Origin of the sequence: Wenyingzhuangia sp. 2_MG-2023 (genome assembly GCF_030548295.1) — a bacterium.
GTDB lineage: Bacteria > Bacteroidota > Bacteroidia > Flavobacteriales > Flavobacteriaceae > Wenyingzhuangia.
This window is the reverse complement of the sequence record NZ_JAUOSB010000002.1, coordinates 193648-215650: the sequence shown is the minus strand read 5'-3', so window position 1 is coordinate 215650 and position 22003 is coordinate 193648. Positions and strand designations below refer to the sequence as shown.

The following is a 22003-nucleotide window of genomic DNA, read 5'->3' as shown; positions in this document are numbered from 1 at the left end:
ATTATTGTTTTTTGAGTTCTCTAATCCCTGCTTCCGGATATCCTTCTGCGTTGTATTCTAAATTCGATTTATCTACAGTTGTAAAAGGCTCCCATAAAATTCTGTTTATTTGGAAATTGCAAACTTCCCATTTAGCTGTAGTCCCTGCCCACGATCCAGTTCCTTCTTCGTATAGGTTTCTGTATTCTAATTCTATCCATTCCTGTATCTTAGCTAGGTTATAGCTTGGGAACCAACCTCCTAAAGTATATTTCATTATATTAAAAGGGACGAACACGGTTGTTGTTCTTATCAGTTCTCCATCTACCCACAATTCTGTTCTGTCTGGGTACCAGGCTAACCCCCAGTCATGGTATTTATTATCGTTGTATTTGTATGACAGCTTGGTTAGTTTTGCAATGTACTCCTCTCCATCATAGTCGTTCTCGTTATAAGCCCAACCGTTACCACTAGATTTTTCTCCTACCCAGTTGTTGAACTTACAGTTGTCGTATGTTGGCTGCTCTCTTCCTTGTACGTATTTAGATACTCTGGTCCAGGACTCTCTAGCATTAGGATTCGCTCTTGCATTATCGGTATCTTTTAGTAAGAAAGTACCATTGTTTTCTGTTGTTGGGTCGTCTGTTATACCTATGTGATATTGGTTATCTAAAGCATCTAAATCAAAGTATGCTGTTGATTGTTCGGTCCATGTAGCAAAAGCCCCCATAGTCACTTGTGACGGCAACTCCATATCTATTTCGTTGTTTATAACCATATAAGGGTCGGCTCCTCCGTATGGTTGTCCTCCTTTAGCTATCCAAGTGTCCCATCTAGGGTCTGTTGGGTATAATTCCATGTAATGAAAAAACCATAGAGCAGGGCACACCCCGTATATTCCTACGGGAAGCTTCATTCTTACGGTCATTTTTCCATATTCACAGTATTTTTTTGTGATAAGAATTGAGCCTACTCTAGTTCTGAAAGGGCTTAAATAATTAGGGTCGTCAGCTCCTTCATAAAAAGAAGGTTGTCCGTAACCTTTGAATTCGTAATTTTTAGGTGGCTTTGCAACACCTATAATCTCACCGTCTTGAGGATAATTATCACCGTGATTTTCTAGTACAATAGATTTATCTGTCTCATTAAAGTAGATTAATTCTCCGCTACATCCTCCGTTATAACCTCCCCATTGTGTATGATTTGTATCAAATAATTCAAAAAATTTATCTTTTTCGGCTTCAAAATCTACGGCATTCTCAAAGTCTATTAAAAAAGCTTCGTCTTGTAGCCATTCGTTAGAAGATATAACTTCAATAGGTATTCCTCCAAGTCTGAATCCATCTATATCATCAGATCCAGTAGAGCCTATGCTCATAGAATAATTTCCACTAGGTATTAATGGATCTATGATCATATTCATAGAATCTGACCTTACGAAACCTAGCCATTTACTATCTGCGAAATACTCTTCATCGGTTAGTGTTCCGGTGGCTAGTGTAGGTATGCTTAATAAATGTGAGTCACTTAGTAGTTCACTTACGAGTGCTCCATCTATGTTGTCTCTTACAAGTAATGGTTGTCCAGATCCTAATCTAAGAATTTGATCAACTGTTTTTGTTACTGTGGTTTGCAATTCATAACTAGAGTTTAGTTGGTCTAAAGTGATACTAGTTATGTCTACACCTACAGGAACTTTTGTCGTTCCTTTTATTAAGTCTATACTAACTTCTAATCTTACGGACCAGTTGTCTGCATTTTCAAAAGCAAACCATTGTCTGTCAGTATTTCCAAGACTAGAGTTGTATATTTTATTTGTAACAGTTCTATATGCTGTGTAGTTTGTGCTTGTTGGTCCTACATAAAAATATGCGTGAACTGTCATTTCATAATAATCCTCTAACTCTGCTAAGGTTGCTGTAGTGGTAGTGTCATAGGTTATGGTTACTGCCATTACAGGAGCTTTGTTTGTGTCAAAAGTCTCGGTTCCAACGGAACTTCCTTGGCCTAGTAGTACTTTTGCTCCGATACCTAGTATCTTATCTGAAGGATTGCTACTTGTAGTTTTATTAAATATGAACGTTGGTTGAAAGTCGTAGAACTTTGCTATTTTGCTAAAGTTTGCATAAGCATTAAGTACATTTTCAGACCTTCCATCAGCACCGTGTTTAAGTCTTACTTCTGTAGCGTTTGAAACATTGTAAACATCTAAAGGTAAGTCAACACCCATAAATACTCTCTGTATAGCAAGTCCTGTTGTCCCTCCTTGTTTATCTCCTATGTATATAGGGAATTTCACAGAAGTATCAGAAACGGGAGCTGCCCAACTTTTAATATCGTAAGCTATTTTTTCATGATGTTTTAAATCTCCTGCTTCGTATATAAAAATATCTAAATCACTAGAGTTTAAATGCAACCTCATGGTGTACCAATTTTCTACAGGGAAATTGGTAGATAGGGTAGTGGTGTCTAATCCATCGGCTACAGTAATAGATCCGCTACTGTATGTGATTTTGAATTGTTTTGTTCCTGTATTTCCAAATATATGGAACAAAACTACACTAGTATGTACGGTGTCAACAAAGAAGTTCATTGCAAAATACACCCCCTCATAAGGATCTGTATCTCCACTTGAAGCGTTTGGTTGTGTTGTAAACAATAATCTTGAATCTATTCTAGCTTCTTCATTTTCATGTGTTTGATTTAACCATAGATATAAGCTATCGCATAAGAAACATTTAGATACAACATCGGTGTTATTTGTAGATGTTCTGCTTGTCCAGGATTTACCACTTGAATCCATGCTACCCCACCATTCACGGTATTCTCTAAACTTATCTAGCATACGGTAATAAAACCCTGCTCTTTCACCGCTAGGCTCTACTTCATTATCTACTCCGGTTATGTACCAAGTAAAATGTTGCTCTTTAAAAAGTTTTTTTAAATAATAAGGGCTTTCCCCTACGGTAATATTACTGTTAGTTTTAAATACATCATCATACTCTACGTTATTGCTAAGAGTGGTCAATCTAACTCTATACTCTGTAGCTTCTTCTAAGTCAGTAAGAACTACTTTGGTTTGAAGGTAACCTACTTCATTACATTCAACTAAAGGATTAGCTACAGTCCATTCCACCGAATCTTCTTTTCTGTATTTAACAGAAATCATAAAAGGAGCAGCAACTTTCTTAGCTAAATTTACTTTTAGTATTTCGTATTTTATAGGTATTCTTGACATAATTACTTAAAGTTTACTACGTTAATACCTTCTATAACAGCTTCTGGGTCTATATCTGTACCTACTGCCACTCCAAAAGTCTTTATCCATAAACTTACACCTACCTTTTCGTAGATGGATTTATGGACAGTATCTACTACCTTGGTGCCTACATCTTGTCCTCCGTAGGTCGTAGAAAAATAATCTTCATGATCCACTACTTCATCATCCATGATATGTAAAACTCCAGAAGCCGATACGGAAGTAACTATTGGTATTAGATTTTCATCTAGTATACCAGTCTTCCACATAGCCATATAAGCTTCACCATCTTCAATGATTATCACGTCTTTCCCTATAGCTCTAAGAGCAGAAGGTATGGCTGTGTTAGCAGCAGCAATAGATTCATATGGCCCTCTGTCATAGTCAGCACTTACTACAGCTTTAGTAATTACTCTTAATTGTTTTGTTATCCCTATATAATTTGACATTAGACTGTTGTTACGTTAATAATTACATCTTGACCTAATGGAAGTATAGAAGTGAAAGCGTATAAGCTGTAAGTCTCTCCTCCTATAGTTATTGTGCTTTTTGTGTAGTCGTTGTCACTTTCGCTAGTGTATAGTACGTCTGCTGTGATAACGCTATTGTACGCAGAGACAATCGACAACTCATTTGGTATTGCAAACCAGTGGACAACCTCAGTATCAAATGGTGCGTTTACATTAGTGTTTCCTGTTATGGAGCTGCTAAATCCTAATTGAACGGCTGCTGCATCTGGAACTGTTGCACTTTGGCCATAATACATAGTGTATGAAGCGGGAAGTGGAACATTTATTGATTCTGTGGATTCTGTAGAGTAGCTGCTAGAGTTATCAGATGAGTCAATTGACTTGACTCTAAATTTATAATTACCACTCGTGTTTATGTTTAAGACAGAGCTTGTATTCTGTGTAGAAACAACTTGCTTGTTTGCCCATGTAGAGTCTGACGTTAGCGTGTACTCTAATACGTAAGAGCTAACTTCAATATTGTCTGTAGCTTCATCCCACGAAGCAGTCACTTGTGTATTGTTAGATACGCTTGTAGTGAAGTTCAGAGGTGTGCTTGGGTTTTCAGTGTCTTGTGGAATACCTCCTTGAAATAAGGAAATAGGATATCCGCAAAGAATCCCATCTTTGTCTATAGCTAAAACGATATCACTATCGTCTAGTATCTGCTTTATTTTCAATTCTGGTAGGTACATAATAAAAACTTATTGAATATTACAAATTTATAGAAATTATTTATTAAACTGTGTATTTTTGTGTAATAAATATCAATTGACTAATAATAAATATCAATTCAGAATGAGTGAATTAAACTGTAATGCTTCAAAAAGAGTGAAGAAGGTGATCTCTGATAAAAACGCTCAACTTGTGTGTGTGAATGAAATTCCGAAGTATTCTAAGAAACAATTTAAGGAGGTTTATAAAGGGTATGATTTCTTGGAAAATCTTTTTACAATACGTACTTATATCCAAAAAAAACACAATGTTCCTTATGAATTTTTGGAGTTGATGTTGAGATTAATGGGATTGAATCTATTTACTATGGTAGATTTCTTTGACACACCTAGAACTTTTACCTATAAAAAATGGAATAGCATAAAAGAATCTGGGTATATTAACCTCGTAATGGATGATAAAGATGTTATGAAGCGAGTGTATTGTTTGAATAAAAAAGGGCAGAACATTGTAATAGATTTTTACGAATGTCTTTCCGGGGAAAAGAGAATTCCAGAATCTCCAGAAGAAAACCCTTTTGAGGATGATAGTAAGAAGGTGGATTTTGATAGAAAAAAAATGGAACTGATAAAAAAGTTAAATAAATTACCAGTTCCAGATCATAAAAAACATTTATTTAGGGGTTAATCTAAGACCGTCCAATCTTCTGCTAAAACATCTTCTTCTGTAGGAACCCATGTGGTAGAGTTCTTTTTGTCAATAGTTATTCTAATAGACCCTATGCTATTTTCTTTTTCTCCCTCAAAAGAATCAATTATTTTAGAACTTCCAACCCATTTTTTTCTTTCCGTGGGGCTAGGTAAAAACCATATGAAATTAACCTTTCCGATCCATTCAGATCTATAAGCTTTTTTACCTAACTTAATAGCTTCTAACACTAACCCAAAAGTTAATCCTTTTGTTTTTCTGTAGGCTTTATCAAAAACATCTTTTGGACTCCAAGATATATAACCTTTGTGGTTTGGGTGTACGATTTTTTTCGAGTCTAAATATTCAACTAGATATCCTTTTTCAGAACCATCTTCATCTTTAGGTAAGTCCCAACCTCTGTACCTGTTGTATTCACCCCTTGTCATTGGACTAGCCTTGATGTTTTTAACACCTATGTAATTTTCCATAATATATTTGGATTTTAAGATTAATCAATAATGTACCAGTCTTCTTCTAGTGTATCTGCAACACTTGGGGACCAACCTTGAATTTTATTTTTTTTATCTACAATAGCCATTTGGTTCACATACTGTAGAGTAGTGTTGGTTTTGCTGAAAATATTTTGCTCTTTGTGTTTAGCTTCTCTTTTCAAAAATTCTTGCTTAACACTTTCTGGAAGGGATTGCATTTTAGGAACGGTTTTTACAACATCTATAACAGAAGGCACTTGCATAAACACAAATAAACCTTTTCCGTTCCATCCTTTTCTTTGTATCATTTTTCCTTGCTTTACAGCTTTTAACGCTTCGCTATAGCTGTATAATTTTTTTCTTTCTGCCATGGTCTTTAGATTAAATTTTTATTTTTCAAAAAAGAATAATATGTGATTTCGATATCTCCATCTGTGGCTATACCAATCATATCATACCATTCGTTAAAATATTTTTTAGGTATATCGTTTTCAAGGTCCAGTCTTATGTCTTTAAAACATACTGAATAGGCTCCGTTAAAATCGGCTGTACCTCCAATTTGATCACCAATCCAAAAATGAAAACCTAAATCGTGTTTTTCCTCAAATATTCTAACATACTGTTGGATAGCATTATTTAGCTTGCTGAATAGGTTTAATGGTATTTTTCCTTTTTTTAAAACTTTGTTGTTTGCTTCCATATTTTTGTTGCAATTATTGCAGTTTGATTTACAGTTGTTTTTAGGCATTATTTTAATTTTTTTCCTTTCTCTTTAATAAATTTATGAACTTGGTCTGTTACCCATCCCTGCAGATACGCTAATGGTTCATCATTATTAAAATCTGCTACAAATCCTCTTGTGTCGGCAATGAAGCTTGTGATATGTAAGGCTTCATGTGACACTACTCCTGGACTTATATTTTTCTGGTCAGAATCTATGTTTAACACAATGCAAAAAGTCTCTCTGCTTTTGTAGTTTAAATGTATTGCATGTGCGTAAACATAGTCTCTGCTGAAATTTGGGTCTACTTTGGTTTTTAAAAGATGTAAGTCGTTGGTGAGAACGATAGCTAAATACCCACCATACAACGGAACTTTTCTTCTTTTTATATGTATGTATGGATTGTTCATTACAGTACTGCTATGATATCATCTTCCTTTAAAAAGAGACACTCTTCTCCTTCGTAAACTTGACTTATACCTGTGTGCGGATGATGTTTTACTTTATCACCAACTTTTACAATTTCGGCTTTAGGGCCTGTTAATAAAACTTCTCCAACGTTTTGTTTTTCGGCTTTACCTTCTGGAATAATTAAACCGCTTGCTGTTTTGTTCTCTTCTTTTATTGGCTTTACCAATATTAGATTTCTTAGTAATTGCATATTCGTATTGATTAATTATTGTTTCATAGTGGTGGCCACACTTATTTTGTCTTGTTTGTATAGCTCATCAAGCTCTTTTAATAAGTGTTTGTTTTTTATAATAGGAGCGTTTAAAAAGCTCTCAAATAAATTAGATAGAATAGCAAAGGTTTCTATGCTGTAGCAGGTTTTGGTGTTTAAAATATGTCTGCTTTTAAAATCTATTAGCGTTTTAGTTTCTACTAAAAAGACTTTTATACCGTCTTCTCTTTCTGCTAACTGAATTAGAATTCTTTTGTTTTTTGCTTTAGCTTCGTTTGCTTCTAGGACTTTCATTTCTTCTTAATTTTTATATTATGTATTAACATGTAAGCATCCCTTTGTTCTTGATTTGTTCGGATTTTTATTCCTGTGATCATTTTAAAAAGTCTTGCATTTACTTTACTTGTTGTGGGCTTGGTAACTTTATGAGGAATCTCTAAGTAGATTAACATTTCTACAATCTTTCTACCCGTCTCATGGTTACGTCCTGTATTGTTTCCTATGGCTGCGTTTACTGCTGCAGTACCATCTTCATCTTTATGCCAATTCCCTTTGTTTAGCCAACCTCCTTCGATAACTACAAGCAATGGCCTGTTTTCTTTTAAAAAATCAAAGAGTTCAAAAAAAGTCAGATTCATTAATTTAACTTCTTTACTTTCTATGGTTGCTAAACCCGACTTATCTACATCTGGATCAATTCCTGCTATCATTTTTTTCGAGAATTATAAGTGTATTTTTTTTTACACTCTTCGTTTTTACAAACAACTGTTTTACTTCCAGATCTAACTTGTTTTAAATTGCTTCCGCAAATACATTTGTCTTTTTTTAGCCTTTCAATAATTTGAATGTTTATGTTCTCGTTTCTTTTGATACGAATTTTTTTTTCTATATTTTTTTCCAAATCTGTTTTTGGTAAAAGAATTTTCTGCAGCCTTTTATACTCTTTAGCTATCCAAGGGTCTTCGTGGTGTAGTCCGTCTCCTATAGCTTCTCCTAGTCTACAGAACGACTCCCAGTCATGATCGTTGGAATTACTCATTTTGTGAGATTGTTTTTTGAAGATTTCTTAATTCACTTTTTGCTTCGTAGTGTTTTATCCAACTCTCAAACCATTCATTGTCATATGGTATGTTGGCTTTGTTTAAAGCCCTTCTGTGAATTTTTAAGAGCATGGCATTTGTTTTAACCTTCTCACCATATTTTATATGGTTGTCTCTAGTAAGAAACATTAAGTTTTCTATCCTGTCTTCACGATTTACTATGTGGTGAACATCATTCCCTTTTGCTCCACATATTTCACATGGAATAAATTGATCGCTAAAACTCATTTCAAGGTCGTAGCCAAAAGCTTTTAAATATATTTTAGTGTGATTTTTCATGAATTGTATTTATATAAATTAACCATTGATTAGTGCAATCTCTAAGGCAGCAAGTACATTGTCTATTCTCTCCATGCAATTCAATGACTGTTGAATTGCAGCAATCTGTTCTAAATCCATCTACTCTTTGATTAAGATTTTTCACTGTACATTTTCTTTAAAAAAACAGGAGCGTGCTCATCTGTTACTAAGTAGAAATGTTTGCCTTGGTGCATAAAGGAAAAAAAGTGTTCGGTATTTACTAGGTTTGTTACCATAAGTATAGCGGGTGTATTTTGGTATATTTCCTCTATTTCATTTTTAAAAGATTTTACATCTTTCTCAGAGCATATTATAATCACCTCAGAACCCCCGCTAAAACCAGTTGCCAATTGTTCGATCCTATTCATTAGATTCCTTTTTTAAAGATTCAAGCTTGGCTAAATAACCCTCGTGTATTCTAGCTACAGCTTGGACCACCTCTATATCTCCAGAAGAAAGTTTTTTTATAAGCCCATCAATGTCGTTTAGGATGGTTTGAGCTCCTTCCCCTCCTTCGTCATAAACCAAATCGTACTGATTAGCTAAAGAATCTATGCTTTTACAAAACTTGTTAGCGTAATTCTTTGCCTCTCTTACATATAGATCCGTACCTATAAGTCCGGCTATAGCTTCACAGGCTAGTTGACAATATATAACTGCCTTTAATCCTCTTTTTTGTGCTTCTTCTTGTGTGATTTTTTTCATTTGTTTAATTTTGTAACTCTTCCCAAAGTTGTTCTATTGTTTTTGTAGGCTCCAATCTTCGTCCAAAATCAAGCTCATAACAAAAATGCTGTATACTGCAAAAATCTTTTCCTGGAGGAAATTTTTGGTGTAGTATTTTAAAGAAGCTATTGATCAATCTGCTATTATCGTAAATAGTTGTATCGCAGTTTAAAATCTCTGAAAGTTTTTCAGATTTAAACAAGTCATAGTCGTGTTGGTTTTTGATAGTAGTGATTATATCAACGAATACCTCCTTAGTTAGATTCATTATTTTTGTCGCTTTAATTCTGTATGCCCTGCTATCTAGGTATCTAGTCCAGAAACTCATAACAAGTATTAATTGTACACTTAGTACTTGCTGTAAGCTTTCACAAGGCTTCTTTTGATTGTTGCTCTCAAGATAGGGGTCGAACCTATAACCTCCCGATTAACAGTCGGGTGCTCTAACCAGTTGAGCTACTTGAGATTTTTGTGGCCCCTATTGGAATCGAACCAATGACCTTCACTTTATGAGAGTACTGCTCTAGCCAATGAGCTAAGGGGCCTTTAAAAGACTCTAGTAAAACACTAGAGTCTTTTCGTTTTCTTTTATTGGGGGTTTGTTTTAAACCATCCTAATACCGTCTCTTGGCTTTCGGTGGTTTTCAGCAAAAAAAATATTGTTATGTATATCATTATCCTTTAAGCCTTTTATTAATGGAGGTTTGTATACCGAGCCAACGTATTTGTCTTTTATTTTAGCTTCCTTCGCTGTTATCATTAAGTCGGAAACTTTAAAAGAAGTGCTTTTGACCTGGCTCTGATAGCCAATGACAATAACAACTTCATCCAGTGAATCATCTACGTTTTTAATTACTGTAATGGGGCCATCGTCCTCATAAACAGTAATAACCGAATTTATGGCCAGGTCGGGTGTAGAATTCCCGAATCCCGCAAATCCAATCATACAGATCAGAAAAGTAAAAAGCCTAGTTACCGCTTTCATGGTTGTTATCATAACAGGATTTGAACCTGCGACCTCTCCCAGTTACAAAGGAGTGCTCTAGCCACTGAGCTATATGATAAACCAGTGTATTGATTTTAGGTTTTAACAAATTCACTTTGGCCGTAGTTTTAACTATTCGTACAAGCTCAATACACTTTTTTGTTAACCTAGTTAGGGTAAAGGGAGTCGAACCCTTACGGCAATTAACTGAGTCGGTCAAGACTCTACCACCACTTACCAATTAAAAAAAGACCGCACCTATTGACTAGATAGGGTTGATCGCCCCTTTAATAAAAATTTCAATTTTAAAAACCTTGTACTTTAGTTTTTTAAATATCTCCGTGGAATCACCTTATTCGATTAACGTCTACCAATTCCGCCATACCCTTATGTGACGGTTTATTTACTACCGCCAAATCAGTCTTATCGTTATTTATGGCCATGAAATATGGTTCAACCACCTAGCTCAACCACTTTAATGCTTTACGCACCATAACGAATAGCGACCTTGCCGACAAGCAAAGATTCAAAAGAGCCAGGTATTACGAGTCCAAATATAGGAAAAATATCAATCTATTGATATTTTATATCATAAAAATTGATAATTTTAACACGTCAAAAGTGTTGATATGAAAAAACGATATAAATATACTGCTATTAAGCAAGATGTGTGCAGCGTGTACGCAGTGATTAATGATGAAAATCAGACCATTACATTGGGGAGTTGTCCAGGAGATGTAAAGATACATAAGGAGCTATCTGAGGCTATAGGAGCTAAAACAAGACTACTGTTTAAATCTAAAGAAATCTATGAATACAAGACCGTGCTGCAGACTGTAGGGCTTGAATACAAGGACCTAAAGACTATTGGAAAATGGTACAAAGCACCCGAAAAGGAGATCGTAGAGCGATTAGAATCAATCTGTGCTAATGCAACCACCTGTAAAGTGATTGAGTCATTTATGAGTAGTCTGAGTGCTACTGAGGTGGCGAGACAGTTCCGTGCATCCAGAACAGGTGTGATAAAATATCTTAAATCCAAAGGCATAGACCATGCAGAGCACAATAAGCCAAGAGTGTATAAGAACACCAAGGATGAAAAAGAAAAGCTCAGCAAGGACCGAATAGAACGAATGATACAGGCTCAGAAGCTTAAATATAAAAAATTGTAAGCCATGGCTATATTAACAAAGAAACAATTCATAGAGGATATAGAACACAGTAGAGCAATGAAGGAAAGACGTGATCTCGGAGAATGGAACGAGGGCTACCTCAATGCTCTTGAAAGATACGAGGAACTTATTCTATCTATGGAGTCCGGTAATGATCCAGAAGTTAAAGGCTAATAGGTTTATTGGTCGATACTTGGTCGATATCTGGTCGATAACATTTAATAGGGCCGGAATCCCCAAGTGTAATCCTCAAGCCTTAATTAACGCTGCCACCTTTAAAGCAATTCAAAGGGGGAAAGGGGTTTTTATTTTTTGCTCTATAACTGTTTTTTTGGGGCTGTATGGGGTGCTACGAGCAATTGCCGGGAATAGGAAACTCGAATCTTTTGGGGTATGGGGTGTCTTTTGTTGGTCTTTGGTTTAAAATTCTAGCTTTTGGTTTGGCTATTGGTTAGCCCGCATTAACTCAGTCCCTCGGGGACAACAACATCACAACGTACTTATTTATTAATCAATCTATTAAGGAAAAACTATCTAATATTTGCACAGTATTTGCACATTAAAGCGAAATGTACGGGCAATTTTGTACGATACCCAAACGCAACAACTATATTACAAGAATCTAACAATCAGTAATTTATATTATTTATTCTCTTATGTTTGAGTGTGTGCAATAGCCCCGCACAAAATTTTACAGTCACCTAGAAAAAAAAAGAAAAAGGTGTTTAACACTTTCTATGTTTTAGTGTGTTGTTATGTTGGTTGTTCTTATGATGTATAGTATAGAGTACTTCTTTGCTATAGTTTTGTTTGAGTCCTTTGTTTTACTGGGTGTTTGGCTTTGTTTGGTGGTTCTAGCACTTATATAGTTGCAGGACGTTTAAAAGGGTGTTTATACGCTTATATAGTTATATAGATTTATAGATCCTTAATTAATAGGCTTTTGATATTAAATATTAATCTGTTGATAAAAAATATTAAAAAAAGTTTGCGTAATTATATACTTGTGTATATATTTGCGGTATAATTTAATCACTACAACATCATGAAACATTTAATCGCTACTATTATTATTGCTTTATCCGTTACAACTGCAAACGCTCAAAGCCCTATTTCGAAGCACATACAACACAAAGTAAACGATATAGCTAACTTGAAAGTAAATGAGACTATCAATGTAAGCGCGACGTATTTTATTGCCGTTTATCATTCTTTAATTGATAACCACTATACAGTTGTTACAAATGGGAGAATAATTGAAAGACTAGTAAAGGATAATAAATCTATCACATACACTCAAGTAAAAACATTAGTTAACGGTAAAATGCAAACTACTTCTTTTAATTTCAAAAGAATAAAATAATTAATAAACCTAATCACTACACTATTATGAGCATTCAAAAAAACAAGCTTTCTGTTAAACGTTTCTTTGCTACAAGCGTACAGACTACAACGTTATCAACAGGGGTACAAATCAAAAGCAGTATTTCAAACGGGGTACAAGTATTTAAAACTACTCCCAACCCCGCGAAGTATTCGCAAGCATTCAACCATCCATTTAAAAGAGTTTAATCGCTCAGTTCCTTACTAGTTATCACAGGGTAACGTAAAACTCATATTTTGTAAGGAAACTAATTTTTACTACTTGTTAGTAGTGCGTTAAGCCGTTGAGGGCTAAGGCTTTTAAAACCTCGCAGTTCATTGAAATATTGTTGCCACAGTGGGCAAGTAAACAATACGCGTTAAATCACTCTTTTTTTTATTGCCAGTCGTTGACTAGTAGATAAAATTATAAGGCTCGCAACCTTAGAGAGTAGCAAATAAATATTAATCACTACAAAAATTTAATTATGAAGTATTTCAAAGAATGCAACACACTGGACGAAGCAAAGAACAAATTTAAAATACTTTGCTTTGAGTTACACCCCGATACAAGCGGAGGAAACACACAACAACAATTTATTGCAATGTTTAAAGAGTTTAAAATTGTTTCTAAGACTTTAAAAAACAATAGCACAAACGAAGCAGAGCAAAATTTTGATTCTGATAAGTTTTATAACTTAATCAAAAAGTTTGACGGCTTAGAGAATATTAAAATTTCGTTTGTTGGTTCTTTCATTTGGCTTGAAGATATTGAGCCGTTTGCAATGTATCAACAAAAAGACATCATTAAAAGTATCAAGATTGAAGACTATAACCCGCCAAGGTGGGCAAGAGCCAAAAAAAGTTGGTACTTCTCCCCGCAAGACTACAAGAGCAAAGGACGAAGCCGTAAGAACTTAGACGAATTAAAAAGCGTTTTTGGTTCACAATCCTACAAAACAAAATCAAAAATTCGTTTAACTGCTTAATCTTTTTTCAACATGATGAATTTATCAAATAGAGCGTTTGTAAAAGGTAATCACATTTTTTTTATTGAATATGTAAAAAACTTCAAACACTTGTTAACAGCTAAAGCGATAACAAAAAAAGAGTTTAAGAGAAGAATAAAAGAAGACCACAAACACAGCCAAGCAAACAAAGACAAGTTTATTAAATGGCTCAACAACTCAGATTTTAAGACTATTTTTTTAAAATCTGACAGTATTATTTACTGGAATTATTAAAGACCACCACCCGCCACCGTGCGGGTTTTGGCAGTATAAAAAAGCATTAATCTAAATCACTACAATATGAAAAGCAACAAACAAAAAATTGAAGCATTGACAAAAGAAATGCTAAAAGAAGCAACAAAGCAAATGCAGTCTAAAATAAAAAAAGCGATAGAAAGCGGATCTTTAGATACTGATAACTGGAGCGAGAAAAACAATAAAATGATCTTGCCTAAAATTATTTTAATTGCGATCCTAGAAAATGAAGCCGATCAATACAAGGCCACAGGTACACGCTTTGAAAAGGAGGTAAAAAAAGAAGTTAAAAATATTAAATACTTTATTTAAAAAACAGATCACAAAAAAAAGCCCGCAAAAGCGACAAAGCAAAAGCGGGCAAATAAACGTTAATCACTACAAAAACGCATATTAAGAAATGCAAATATAAGGCTTTAAAAACCTAATACAAAATATTTATTAATTACTTAAATCACTACAAATGAAAACATTTAAAAAATCTTATTTGCCTGATCAAATAAAATACAACGGAGAAATATACAAACTAAACAGTACTATAAGCGGAGGAATGGAAGCAAGCGGTACAAGTCCTAAAAAAGTTTTAGAAGCCTTAAAAACCACAGGAAGAAAAGGGGTTTTAGTTGAAGTACACAACCCAAGACTAAAAAACAAAACAGATTTACACGGACAAACATACAAGCCGAGCAAATTTATATTTACTAATTCTGATAAGCTTTAATACGATGATAGGAATATTAAAAGCAAAAAAAAAGGTTTGTTGTTCAGTATGCAACAGCAGTTATACAAGACGGCTAAAACAGGGAGTAAAGGAAAACACACCCGAAGAAATAAACAAAGCTAAGGTTTTATTAAGGGCTAAAATAAACAGCCCTTATACTTGCAAAACTTGTAAATCAATTTTAAAACCAGTATAAATATTAATCACTACAAAAATATGGAAATATTAAACACTTATTTAAAAAAAGCTCGCAGAGTATACACCGAAGAAGTAACAGTAAACGAGTACCAAAGTATTTATAAAGAACTTAAAGAGGGTGAAGATCTTATAAAGGCAGAATTAAAAACAAAGACCGTTAAAATTTTAAAATCTGTTTGCTATCAACTTGGTATCTGGTCAGATAACAGAGATAAAAAAGCAGATTTGATAAATAAAATCTATGAAAGCTTAAGCGATTATTTATTATTAAATAGGTCAGTTTCTTATTTTATAGGAGAAGAGACACACGAAACCACAAAAGAAAAGTTAATTATAAATACGACTCCAGAAGTTTTGCAAAATTTCTACAAGGAAAGAAAAGCAAAAAAAGAAGCCACTAAAAAAGCTATAGAAAACCCTAAAACACTAGAGGAGTTCAGAACTTTTATAAGGGTCGAAGGTTTAGATAAATTAAATATTGAACAGGTCGCAGAATTTGAAAGGCTAAAATCTGATGTTTTACTAAAGAGACAGGAAGAACAAAAAAAGCAAGAAGCCACAGTAAATAAAATAAATATTGATAATGTAGACTTTGACCTGCACCCCACAAAACACAGCAAAACAGGAGCCGACATTTTTACTGTATTAATGCTTAATAGAGTAGGTAAAGAAGAGTTTAATACCCTTAGAACTAAAGCCAAACAAATGGGCGGTTACTATTCAAGATTTACAAACCTTAGAGCAGACCCACCGATAAAAGCGGGGTTTAACTTCAACACAGAAGAAGAAGCGAAAGCCTTTATCGGTTTAAAAGAAGAAGATAAAAACACGGCAGAAAAGGCAGAAGCGAAAGACAGCGAAAGACAGCAAACAGCAGCCGAAAAGATGAAAGAAAGAGGTTTAAAACTTATTGAAAAAGGAACAGAAAGCAAAAACAAAGAAAGAAGAACCAACACACACAGACAGGCAACACAAGCAGCAAACAGCGAAGAAAAAGCACAGGACGAAATAAATTTCGGTAAAAAGTTAATTTTAATTTCTGACGGCTTAGAAAGCGGATCTATAAAATATTTACATGCCATTAGAAACGGTAAACAATTAGAACAGTTGCAAAATTTATTAAACATTGGTTTTAGCAATAGATTATCCTCTTTAAATTTAACATATACAGAGAAGCAAAACGAGATTAAACAACCTTATTTAGATGTTAATTTTATAGAGTACCCATATCCAAAATATGGATCAAACGTTTTAAAAACAATTTTTTTAAAATATAAAGATACTACAGGAATGAAGAAGGCTGTAAAAACGATTTTAGACTACGAAGCAAGAAACAAGACTAAAAGCGAACTAGTAACCTTTAAAAATGAATCTATTATAAACACTCTAAAAACCACAGCCTTAAAAATACCCGATTCTTGGGATCGTGATAGAATACTAGATAGTATCAAATCCTTTGAAAGAATCCAAAAAATGGGATTAACAAACGAAGCCATTTTAAAAACGGCATTACGTGAGTTAATTTGTTTAACAGAAGGAGCAGAGCCAACGGAAGAGGAGAAAAAAGCTACAGAATTAAAAGCAATAGAAAGAAGCTTTATAAATAAAAAAATAGACGGATTTTTTCCAACACCAAAGCCGTTAATAGATAGAATGTTATCCATGGCTAAAGTTTACGAAAACGAAACTATTTTAGAACCTAGTGCAGGACTTGGACATATAGCAGAAGCCATAAGGGAAAAATACCCACTCAATGATCTTAGTTGTATAGAATTTAACTATCAACTATCTGAGGTACTTATCAAAAAAGGATTTGAAGACACCGAGAATATAAACTTTTTAACATCCACGCACAAATACGATGTTATTTTTATGAATCCACCATTTGAAAAACACCAAGACATTGATCATGTTAAACATGCTTTCAACCTACTTAATACTGGAGGTCGTTTAGTCGCTATCATGGCGGGAAACAAGCACGAAAGTAGCAGTAATAAAAAAATAAATGAATTCCTTCAAATGGTGGAGGAATACGGACACATACAAGAAAACGAAACAGGAAGCTTTAAAAACGCATTTAACAGCACCAACGTAAACACTGTTACGGTTTATCTGGAGAAATCTTAAATAATTTAACAAAACCCTTTCATTCATTAAAAAATAAACTACATCATGGAAAAAACAATCAACCTATTTAGTTGGGCTGTAGTAATTACAGCCATAGTATTATTTGTTTTATTTATTTAAACACACCACCCGCCCTAAAAAGCGGGTTTTGGTGGTAAAAAACAATATTAATTTAAAAATCACTACAATGAAAACAGTAAACAAAAACGAATTTATAGACTGGTATTTTGAAGACCTTGAAAAAGATACTTTAAAAAACCTTTGTATCAATTTATCACTAGGAAAAACAAATATTCAACAAATTTTTAACGAGTGCGGATATATTCCTTCACACTTAATTATTGAAGAAGTTAAAAACGACAATAAAGAATTTACCCCAAATGAAGATTGTATTTTATTAGATCTAGTTGATAAAATTCAACAAGCTAAAGACCTACTAAAAGACAACGGTTATTTTGTAGACAACCTTTGGACCATACACGATGTTAAGAAAATATTTGAGTGCTCAACAAATCAAGCACAAGAGATCTTAAAAGAATCCTTAGTAAACGACAGCATAACAGACCAAGTAAATTTAAATATTCGTTTATCGGGAGAAAACAAAAATTTAACAGCAATAGAAGACATGGAAGAAGAAGTCGTTTAGACGACTATAAAAAGACTTTAAGCCTAAAGCGTTGCGGGTTCGCCCGCAGGTAGTATAAACATTAAAATCACTACAAAAAATGAATTATAGCCAATTTTTATTCAGCCAGTTACTAAGAGAAACGAATTCTTACTATAACGAACTACCTTACGATGAGATGTTTAGTAATTATATTGGTTTATATAACGAGTTTACGAAATCAAAATTTAATTGCGAAGAAGAAACAGAGTATCAGTGTATTTTAAATTTCTTTAATCACAACAAAGTAGAATTATTAAAATTTTAATCACAACAAAATGGAAGATAACAGCATCATTTGGAAAGACCTCGAAGACATATACGGAAAGTATTACGAGGTTTCTAATACTGGAATTATTAGATCCAAAAAAAGAACTCTAAAAAGAAGTAATTGCAACACTACAAAAAACAGTTTTGAACTAAGCAGATCTTTAAATAAGGAAGCTGATTTACTGTATTCTGATATAAGATTTACAGATGGCAAAAAACTAAACAAAAGAAGAGCCTATATTCATAAAGAAGTAGCTATTGCTTTTTTAGAAGAGCCAACAGACCCAAAAAGAAAATACATCAAGCATAAGGACGGAGACAGAAAAAACAACAATTCTGATAATCTTGAATGGATCACTTTTGCAGAAGTCAAAAAAATTAAGAGAGAATTAAAACAGTTAACCAATTAATCACTACAAAATGGAACACAAACACTTCACACTTACAAACGAAGACAACGAGATAATAGGAGTCGTAAACTCCAAAAACAACTCTATTACAGAGTTTTCAGAATTAATACAAGAAGCTATAAAAGAGCACTACACAGCTACTAAAGTTTTTATTGTCGCAGACACGGAAGATCTCATAATGGCACACGGTAGTTCTGATAATGAATCAGAATACATTACAACTATAATAACTCTTGACAACGGAACAGAGCCTTTGATCAAAGTAAAAGTAACTCCTGTTTCCTTGTATCAAAAAAAACAAGAACCAAAAGTGTTAGTATATTTTGAAACACCGAATCACAGCTATGCAGAAGTAGCAGCAACTTTTGACAGCGAAGAATTATATCTTGCTTGTAGACCAATTTTGGTAGCCAAGGCAAAAGAAAGCAGAATGATAGTAACAGAATCAATTGATTAATCTTATTTAAAAAAAGCGACAAAATGAAAGATTTATACAACGAATGGGTTATGCTTCATAACTTTTTTTACGACAATGAACCTATTAAAAACTGGATCAACGAAGAAAATTTTAACAATAATTTTAAAGACGACTGGGAGTCTCTTATGGAATTTGTTGAAAAAATAGAAAACATTAAAAACGAAGAAGGATCTTCTTTGTTTAATATTATAATCGAGCAATGTTTTGTTGAGATCATAATAAACCAGTCCTCTGAAACTATTGTAAATATAGACGGAGACAACAAAATAGATGCTATTTACAAATCTATTTTAGAATTTGTTAAATGGAACAACTTAAATAATAAATAAAAAAATGGACACAATTAACGCAATTTTAGAAAATGAAAACCTTGATTATATAGAAATAACACAAGGTTCAAACGGATATCCCAAAAATCTTTACAGAGCAATAACAGGGAGCAATTTTAAAAACTTTAAAGAACTAGAAGAGTTTGCAGACAAACATAACTTAGAAGTCTTTAAAGCTCATAAAAAGGACGGCTGGCAGTTATGGGAAAGTCAAGGATGGACTAACAAACCCATTAAAGCTTCAGAAGACGATTATGGAGACGACTACGGATCTATTAATTATATGGAGTTTGACAATGAAGAGGATTTTATTTCAAGAGAAATAAGTAAAACTATAAGCGAAGATACAGATCTTAATTTTGAAGGACTTGAAAGTTTTATCAACTCAAAAAAAGAACTTTGGGAAAAAATAGAAAGTCTTGAAGAAGACGAGTTGATCATAACTCACTTTGGAGTGTATTCAGATACGGTAAAAGAAGAATCACTTACTTTTTATCACGACACGCATCATTATCAAATCTGTTTACAAAACAAAAACTAATTTTTATCAAAAGAATTTTGAAACAATTTTGAAACATAATCTTTTGCTCCTTGAACTGACGGATGAGCCAACAACTCTTCATTAGATAAGGAGCAATCGTATGTTTCTATCAGTACGAACCTTACTGGTACTTCCTGTTTTACCCAAACCAAAAACTGAGGATCTTCTCTATGAAGCACATATATTTCATTTGTAGCTTGATCTACACTAGTCAAATAAGGAGATATAATTTTTGGGTACATGATAATTATTTTTAAGCAACAAACATAATAAAAAACCAATAATTAAAGACGACAAAAATGTTGAAGAAAAAACTCATAAATTTTGTAATCGAAAAAAGGAAAGCTTTAGGAATGACACAAGCTGAGTTTTCCGAGCACGTTTTTGGAGACAAAAGATACCAAAATAGAATAAGCAATCTTGAAAACGGCAAAAGAGGAACAAGCACCGAGACATTAATCGAAATGCTTGAGAAACTAAACTGCGATCTTGATATACTTGAAAATTAAAAAACTCCGAACTAACTAATTGTTGGTTTCGGAGTTTTTTTTTGCCAAAATCTCATCTAACTTTTGTTCCATCACCTCCATCTTCTCCGACATATCTAACATTAAAGCCCACAGCATATTCATACTAGGCTTCCTACCCATAAGATTAGATTGACCTATCTCTTCTTCTTTTTCTAATAAAATAGGACTAGAGCCTGTTTTTAAATACAACTCGTTTACATTAGGATATTTCAACATGATCCTATTTATCATACCAGGAGATATTGACTCGCCCCGATTTAATACTCCGTAAATTGATGCAGGACTTTTATATCCTAATTTCAAGGAAAATGAATTTCCTGTAACATCCAATTCTTTCATTAGGCTGTTTAATATTTCTGAATCTTTCATTATTTTTCGTGAATTTTAATTAAGTTATCTACTATTTCCCATTAATCAATTTATTAAGCTCTTCATCTTTAGACCATACTTCAATCAAAGACTTACCATGCTCTCTACTGGTTCTCTTGAGATAAGTCATCATCATTTCTACAGTTGTCCAACCTCCAATTCTCATTAGATCCTCGTTAGGTACTTTCCCTAAATGATTAGTAACAAAACTCCTTCTACATATATGCGAAGATACTAATTTGTATTTTTCGTAAACACCCTGTACTTTTCTATTTACACTAGGATCAACCAATCTTCCCTCCATCATTTCCTTGAAACCACATAGCTTACTAATGACTTTAATTTTCTCGTTAAAATCCTTGTCGCTAGTCTTTTTAGGCAGACGACCATTTCTTTTGATCAAAATTTGCTTTATCACTGGATGAACTGGAATAGAAACACGGGCTTTTGTCTTTTGATTTATAATCTCAATATAATCGTCAATAAAATTTGAAATATCTAACCTTGAGTTAAAATCACTAACACGAAGTCCAGACCAACAACCTATAAGTAGATTATCTCTAGCATCATCCATAGGATCGCTAATGTCTAATTTTAAATTATACACCTTAGCCAATTCTCTAGGACTTAGAAAAGGCTCTAGTATTTCTTTTTGCTTTGGAACAAATACTCTACCCTTATAAGAAGAGTCAATTTTCAATCCTTCATCTGAAGCTCGATTGCAGAAAAATTTAAACCTCTTTACATTTCTTGATATAGTTGCGGGGGAATAAGATTCGTCTATCATTTTTTTCACAAAATCATTGATCACTGAGTGTAAATCCCCAGTTAATTTAATTTTTGTTTTTCCTTCAAAATTGACAAGCTTGTCTACAAAAATAGAATATTGATTCTTGACTCCTTTACTCATGTACTCATCACTTGAAGTCAGCCATCTGTTAGCTTTATTATCTAGCCACCATTGGCAAAAATCTACAAGATAAATAGTGTGATTTTTATTAGTCAAACGGATCTCTTCTTTTGGCCTATTAAAAAATAAGCGGACTTGGTTATCAAACCAAACCCTATCAATTATAGTTCCATTCATAAAATCAGAATTGAAGTTATCCAAAACCTCTATTTTAAAATAAGCAATCTTTCTATTTATCTCGTCTCTATTCTTTATAGAAATAACGTTTTTGATTTTTTGATTCTTTTTATCCCAACATTTAGGATCTACATATATCCCTGTCTTGATAAAAAAATCAATACCTGTCCCGCTAAATCTAAAGTATACTTGTGAGGGATTTTTAGCCCCTCTAAGCATGAAGTTTAAGCTCGCCATATTCGTTTATTTTATATTAGAAAACTTCCCAGTAATTTCTATATTAACAACTAACCTACTTTAAAAACTGCACAGTATTTGCACAGTAATCAACGATACTAGATACCGCTATAGTGTTTTATATCA

General features: G+C 33.5%; 34 protein-coding genes and 3 tRNA genes. 16 read left to right on the top strand and 21 right to left on the bottom strand.

Going from position 1 to position 22003, the window contains the following annotated elements; translation table 11 throughout:
* Position 1: 1 nt before the first annotated feature.
* The 3 genes from Q4548_RS04345 to Q4548_RS04335 are packed head-to-tail and all read right to left on the bottom strand — an operon-like array spanning position 2 to position 4442.
* Positions 2-3217, bottom strand: coding sequence for a hypothetical protein (locus tag Q4548_RS04345; RefSeq protein WP_303451934.1), 3216 nt, complete (start codon positions 3215-3217; stop codon positions 2-4).
* Positions 3218-3219: 2 nt separating this feature from the next.
* Positions 3220-3687, bottom strand: a complete 468-nt coding sequence (locus Q4548_RS04340) for a hypothetical protein (protein ID WP_303451932.1) — start codon at positions 3685-3687, stop codon at positions 3220-3222.
* Complete coding sequence (locus Q4548_RS04335; protein ID WP_303451930.1) at positions 3687-4442, bottom strand: fibronectin type III domain-containing protein; 756 nt, start codon at positions 4440-4442, stop codon at positions 3687-3689. Before Q4548_RS04335 ends, Q4548_RS04340 begins: the two co-directional genes overlap by 1 nt.
* A gap of 103 nt (positions 4443-4545) precedes the next feature.
* On the opposite strand from Q4548_RS04335, the gene Q4548_RS04330 reads away from it, so the two are divergent.
* Positions 4546-5109, top strand: a complete 564-nt coding sequence (locus tag Q4548_RS04330; protein WP_303451928.1) for a hypothetical protein — start codon at positions 4546-4548, stop codon at positions 5107-5109.
* On the opposite strand, the gene Q4548_RS04325 is transcribed toward Q4548_RS04330, so the two are convergent.
* The 15 genes from Q4548_RS04325 to Q4548_RS04255 all read right to left on the bottom strand — a co-directional run bounded on the left by Q4548_RS04325 (position 5106) and on the right by Q4548_RS04255 (position 10196).
* Complete coding sequence (locus Q4548_RS04325) at positions 5106-5600, bottom strand: MW1434 family type I TA system toxin (RefSeq protein WP_303451926.1); 495 nt, start codon at positions 5598-5600, stop codon at positions 5106-5108. The genes Q4548_RS04330 and Q4548_RS04325 overlap by 4 nt on opposite strands.
* A gap of 20 nt (positions 5601-5620) precedes the next feature.
* Entirely contained in the window at positions 5621-5974 is a 354-nt protein-coding gene (locus tag Q4548_RS04320; protein ID WP_303451924.1) for a DUF2829 domain-containing protein, read from the bottom strand.
* A 5-nt stretch (positions 5975-5979) separates the two neighbouring features.
* Positions 5980-6303, bottom strand: a complete 324-nt coding sequence (locus Q4548_RS04315; RefSeq protein ID WP_303451922.1) for a hypothetical protein — start codon at positions 6301-6303, stop codon at positions 5980-5982.
* 47 nt (positions 6304-6350) lie between these two features.
* A complete protein-coding gene (locus Q4548_RS04310) occupies positions 6351-6734 on the bottom strand; it encodes a hypothetical protein (protein ID WP_303451920.1) in 384 nt (127 codons plus the stop codon).
* Positions 6734-6985: a co-chaperone GroES gene (locus Q4548_RS04305; RefSeq protein ID WP_303451919.1), complete on the bottom strand. Its 252-nt coding sequence runs from the start codon at positions 6983-6985 to the stop codon at positions 6734-6736. Before Q4548_RS04305 ends, Q4548_RS04310 begins: the two co-directional genes overlap by 1 nt.
* A 15-nt stretch (positions 6986-7000) precedes the next feature.
* On the bottom strand, positions 7001-7300 hold the full coding sequence (locus Q4548_RS04300; RefSeq protein ID WP_303451917.1) for a hypothetical protein: 300 nt from the start codon (positions 7298-7300) through the stop codon (positions 7001-7003).
* Positions 7297-7716 (bottom strand): hypothetical protein, encoded by a 420-nt coding sequence (locus Q4548_RS04295; protein WP_303451915.1) that lies wholly within the window; start codon positions 7714-7716, stop codon positions 7297-7299. The genes Q4548_RS04300 and Q4548_RS04295 overlap by 4 nt, the downstream gene beginning before the upstream one ends.
* On the bottom strand, positions 7713-8045 hold the full coding sequence (locus Q4548_RS04290; protein WP_303451913.1) for a hypothetical protein: 333 nt from the start codon (positions 8043-8045) through the stop codon (positions 7713-7715). Before Q4548_RS04290 ends, Q4548_RS04295 begins: the two co-directional genes overlap by 4 nt.
* Positions 8038-8385, bottom strand: coding sequence for a hypothetical protein (locus Q4548_RS04285; protein ID WP_303451911.1), 348 nt, complete (start codon positions 8383-8385; stop codon positions 8038-8040). Before Q4548_RS04285 ends, Q4548_RS04290 begins: the two co-directional genes overlap by 8 nt.
* Before the next feature lie 131 nt (positions 8386-8516).
* Positions 8517-8774, bottom strand: coding sequence for a hypothetical protein (locus Q4548_RS04280; RefSeq protein ID WP_303451910.1), 258 nt, complete (start codon positions 8772-8774; stop codon positions 8517-8519).
* Positions 8767-9111 (bottom strand): hypothetical protein, encoded by a 345-nt coding sequence (locus Q4548_RS04275; RefSeq protein ID WP_303451908.1) that lies wholly within the window; start codon positions 9109-9111, stop codon positions 8767-8769. Before Q4548_RS04275 ends, Q4548_RS04280 begins: the two co-directional genes overlap by 8 nt.
* A gap of 413 nt (positions 9112-9524) precedes the next feature.
* Positions 9525-9598: transfer RNA gene (locus tag Q4548_RS04270), tRNA-Asn, on the bottom strand.
* Positions 9599-9604: 6 nt separating this feature from the next.
* Positions 9605-9677 (bottom strand) — tRNA-Ile (locus Q4548_RS04265).
* A 59-nt stretch (positions 9678-9736) separates the two neighbouring features.
* The gene (locus Q4548_RS04260) at positions 9737-10117 is read right to left on the bottom strand and encodes a hypothetical protein (RefSeq protein ID WP_303451906.1); all 381 of its coding nucleotides are present in this window, start codon (positions 10115-10117) and stop codon (positions 9737-9739) included.
* Between the two features lie 5 nt (positions 10118-10122).
* Positions 10123-10196: transfer RNA gene (locus Q4548_RS04255), tRNA-OTHER, on the bottom strand.
* 550 nt (positions 10197-10746) lie between these two features.
* Between Q4548_RS04255 and Q4548_RS04250 the strand changes: the two genes are divergently transcribed.
* The 14 genes from Q4548_RS04250 to Q4548_RS04185 all read left to right on the top strand — a co-directional run bounded on the left by Q4548_RS04250 (position 10747) and on the right by Q4548_RS04185 (position 19654).
* The gene (locus Q4548_RS04250) at positions 10747-11289 is read left to right on the top strand and encodes a hypothetical protein (protein WP_303451904.1); all 543 of its coding nucleotides are present in this window, start codon (positions 10747-10749) and stop codon (positions 11287-11289) included.
* A 3-nt stretch (positions 11290-11292) separates the two neighbouring features.
* On the top strand, positions 11293-11463 hold the full coding sequence (locus Q4548_RS04245) for a hypothetical protein (protein WP_303451901.1): 171 nt from the start codon (positions 11293-11295) through the stop codon (positions 11461-11463).
* 871 nt (positions 11464-12334) lie between these two features.
* Complete coding sequence (locus Q4548_RS04240) at positions 12335-12652, top strand: hypothetical protein (RefSeq protein WP_303451899.1); 318 nt, start codon at positions 12335-12337, stop codon at positions 12650-12652.
* A 26-nt stretch (positions 12653-12678) separates the two neighbouring features.
* Complete coding sequence (locus tag Q4548_RS04235) at positions 12679-12861, top strand: hypothetical protein (protein WP_303451898.1); 183 nt, start codon at positions 12679-12681, stop codon at positions 12859-12861.
* A gap of 278 nt (positions 12862-13139) precedes the next feature.
* A complete protein-coding gene (locus Q4548_RS04230; RefSeq protein WP_303451896.1) occupies positions 13140-13640 on the top strand; it encodes a hypothetical protein in 501 nt (166 codons plus the stop codon).
* 12 nt (positions 13641-13652) lie between these two features.
* Entirely contained in the window at positions 13653-13895 is a 243-nt protein-coding gene (locus Q4548_RS04225) for a hypothetical protein (RefSeq protein ID WP_303451894.1), read from the top strand.
* 66 nt (positions 13896-13961) lie between these two features.
* Positions 13962-14228: a hypothetical protein gene (locus Q4548_RS04220; protein ID WP_303451892.1), complete on the top strand. Its 267-nt coding sequence runs from the start codon at positions 13962-13964 to the stop codon at positions 14226-14228.
* A 151-nt stretch (positions 14229-14379) separates the two neighbouring features.
* A complete protein-coding gene (locus tag Q4548_RS04215; RefSeq protein ID WP_303451890.1) occupies positions 14380-14637 on the top strand; it encodes a hypothetical protein in 258 nt (85 codons plus the stop codon).
* Between the two features lie 216 nt (positions 14638-14853).
* Positions 14854-16962: a methyltransferase gene (locus tag Q4548_RS04210; protein WP_303451889.1), complete on the top strand. Its 2109-nt coding sequence runs from the start codon at positions 14854-14856 to the stop codon at positions 16960-16962.
* A gap of 187 nt (positions 16963-17149) precedes the next feature.
* Positions 17150-17608 carry a hypothetical protein gene (locus tag Q4548_RS04205; RefSeq protein ID WP_303451887.1) on the top strand — a complete coding sequence of 153 codons (459 nt, stop codon included), beginning with the start codon at positions 17150-17152 and terminating at the stop codon, positions 17606-17608.
* A 296-nt stretch (positions 17609-17904) separates the two neighbouring features.
* On the top strand, positions 17905-18306 hold the full coding sequence (locus Q4548_RS04200; protein WP_303451885.1) for an HNH endonuclease: 402 nt from the start codon (positions 17905-17907) through the stop codon (positions 18304-18306).
* Between the two features lie 10 nt (positions 18307-18316).
* The gene (locus Q4548_RS04195) at positions 18317-18763 is read left to right on the top strand and encodes a hypothetical protein (RefSeq protein ID WP_303451883.1); all 447 of its coding nucleotides are present in this window, start codon (positions 18317-18319) and stop codon (positions 18761-18763) included.
* A gap of 23 nt (positions 18764-18786) precedes the next feature.
* On the top strand, positions 18787-19113 hold the full coding sequence (locus Q4548_RS04190) for a hypothetical protein (protein ID WP_303451882.1): 327 nt from the start codon (positions 18787-18789) through the stop codon (positions 19111-19113).
* 4 nt (positions 19114-19117) lie between these two features.
* Entirely contained in the window at positions 19118-19654 is a 537-nt protein-coding gene (locus Q4548_RS04185; protein WP_303451880.1) for a hypothetical protein, read from the top strand.
* Here Q4548_RS04185 and Q4548_RS04180 read toward each other — a convergent pair.
* Entirely contained in the window at positions 19651-19896 is a 246-nt protein-coding gene (locus Q4548_RS04180) for a hypothetical protein (protein ID WP_303451878.1), read from the bottom strand. The two genes, Q4548_RS04185 and Q4548_RS04180, sit on opposite strands and share 4 nt — an antisense overlap.
* A gap of 57 nt (positions 19897-19953) precedes the next feature.
* Here Q4548_RS04180 and Q4548_RS04175 point away from each other — a divergent pair, with 57 nt between their 5' ends.
* Positions 19954-20163 (top strand): helix-turn-helix transcriptional regulator, encoded by a 210-nt coding sequence (locus tag Q4548_RS04175; protein WP_303451876.1) that lies wholly within the window; start codon positions 19954-19956, stop codon positions 20161-20163.
* Positions 20164-20178: 15 nt separating this feature from the next.
* Here Q4548_RS04175 and Q4548_RS04170 read toward each other — a convergent pair whose 3' ends face one another.
* Both Q4548_RS04170 and Q4548_RS04165 read right to left on the bottom strand, forming a co-directional pair.
* Positions 20179-20553: a hypothetical protein gene (locus Q4548_RS04170; RefSeq protein ID WP_303451874.1), complete on the bottom strand. Its 375-nt coding sequence runs from the start codon at positions 20551-20553 to the stop codon at positions 20179-20181.
* Positions 20554-20584: 31 nt separating this feature from the next.
* Positions 20585-21877, bottom strand: coding sequence for a hypothetical protein (locus Q4548_RS04165; protein WP_303451872.1), 1293 nt, complete (start codon positions 21875-21877; stop codon positions 20585-20587).
* Positions 21878-22003 lie beyond the last annotated feature (126 nt).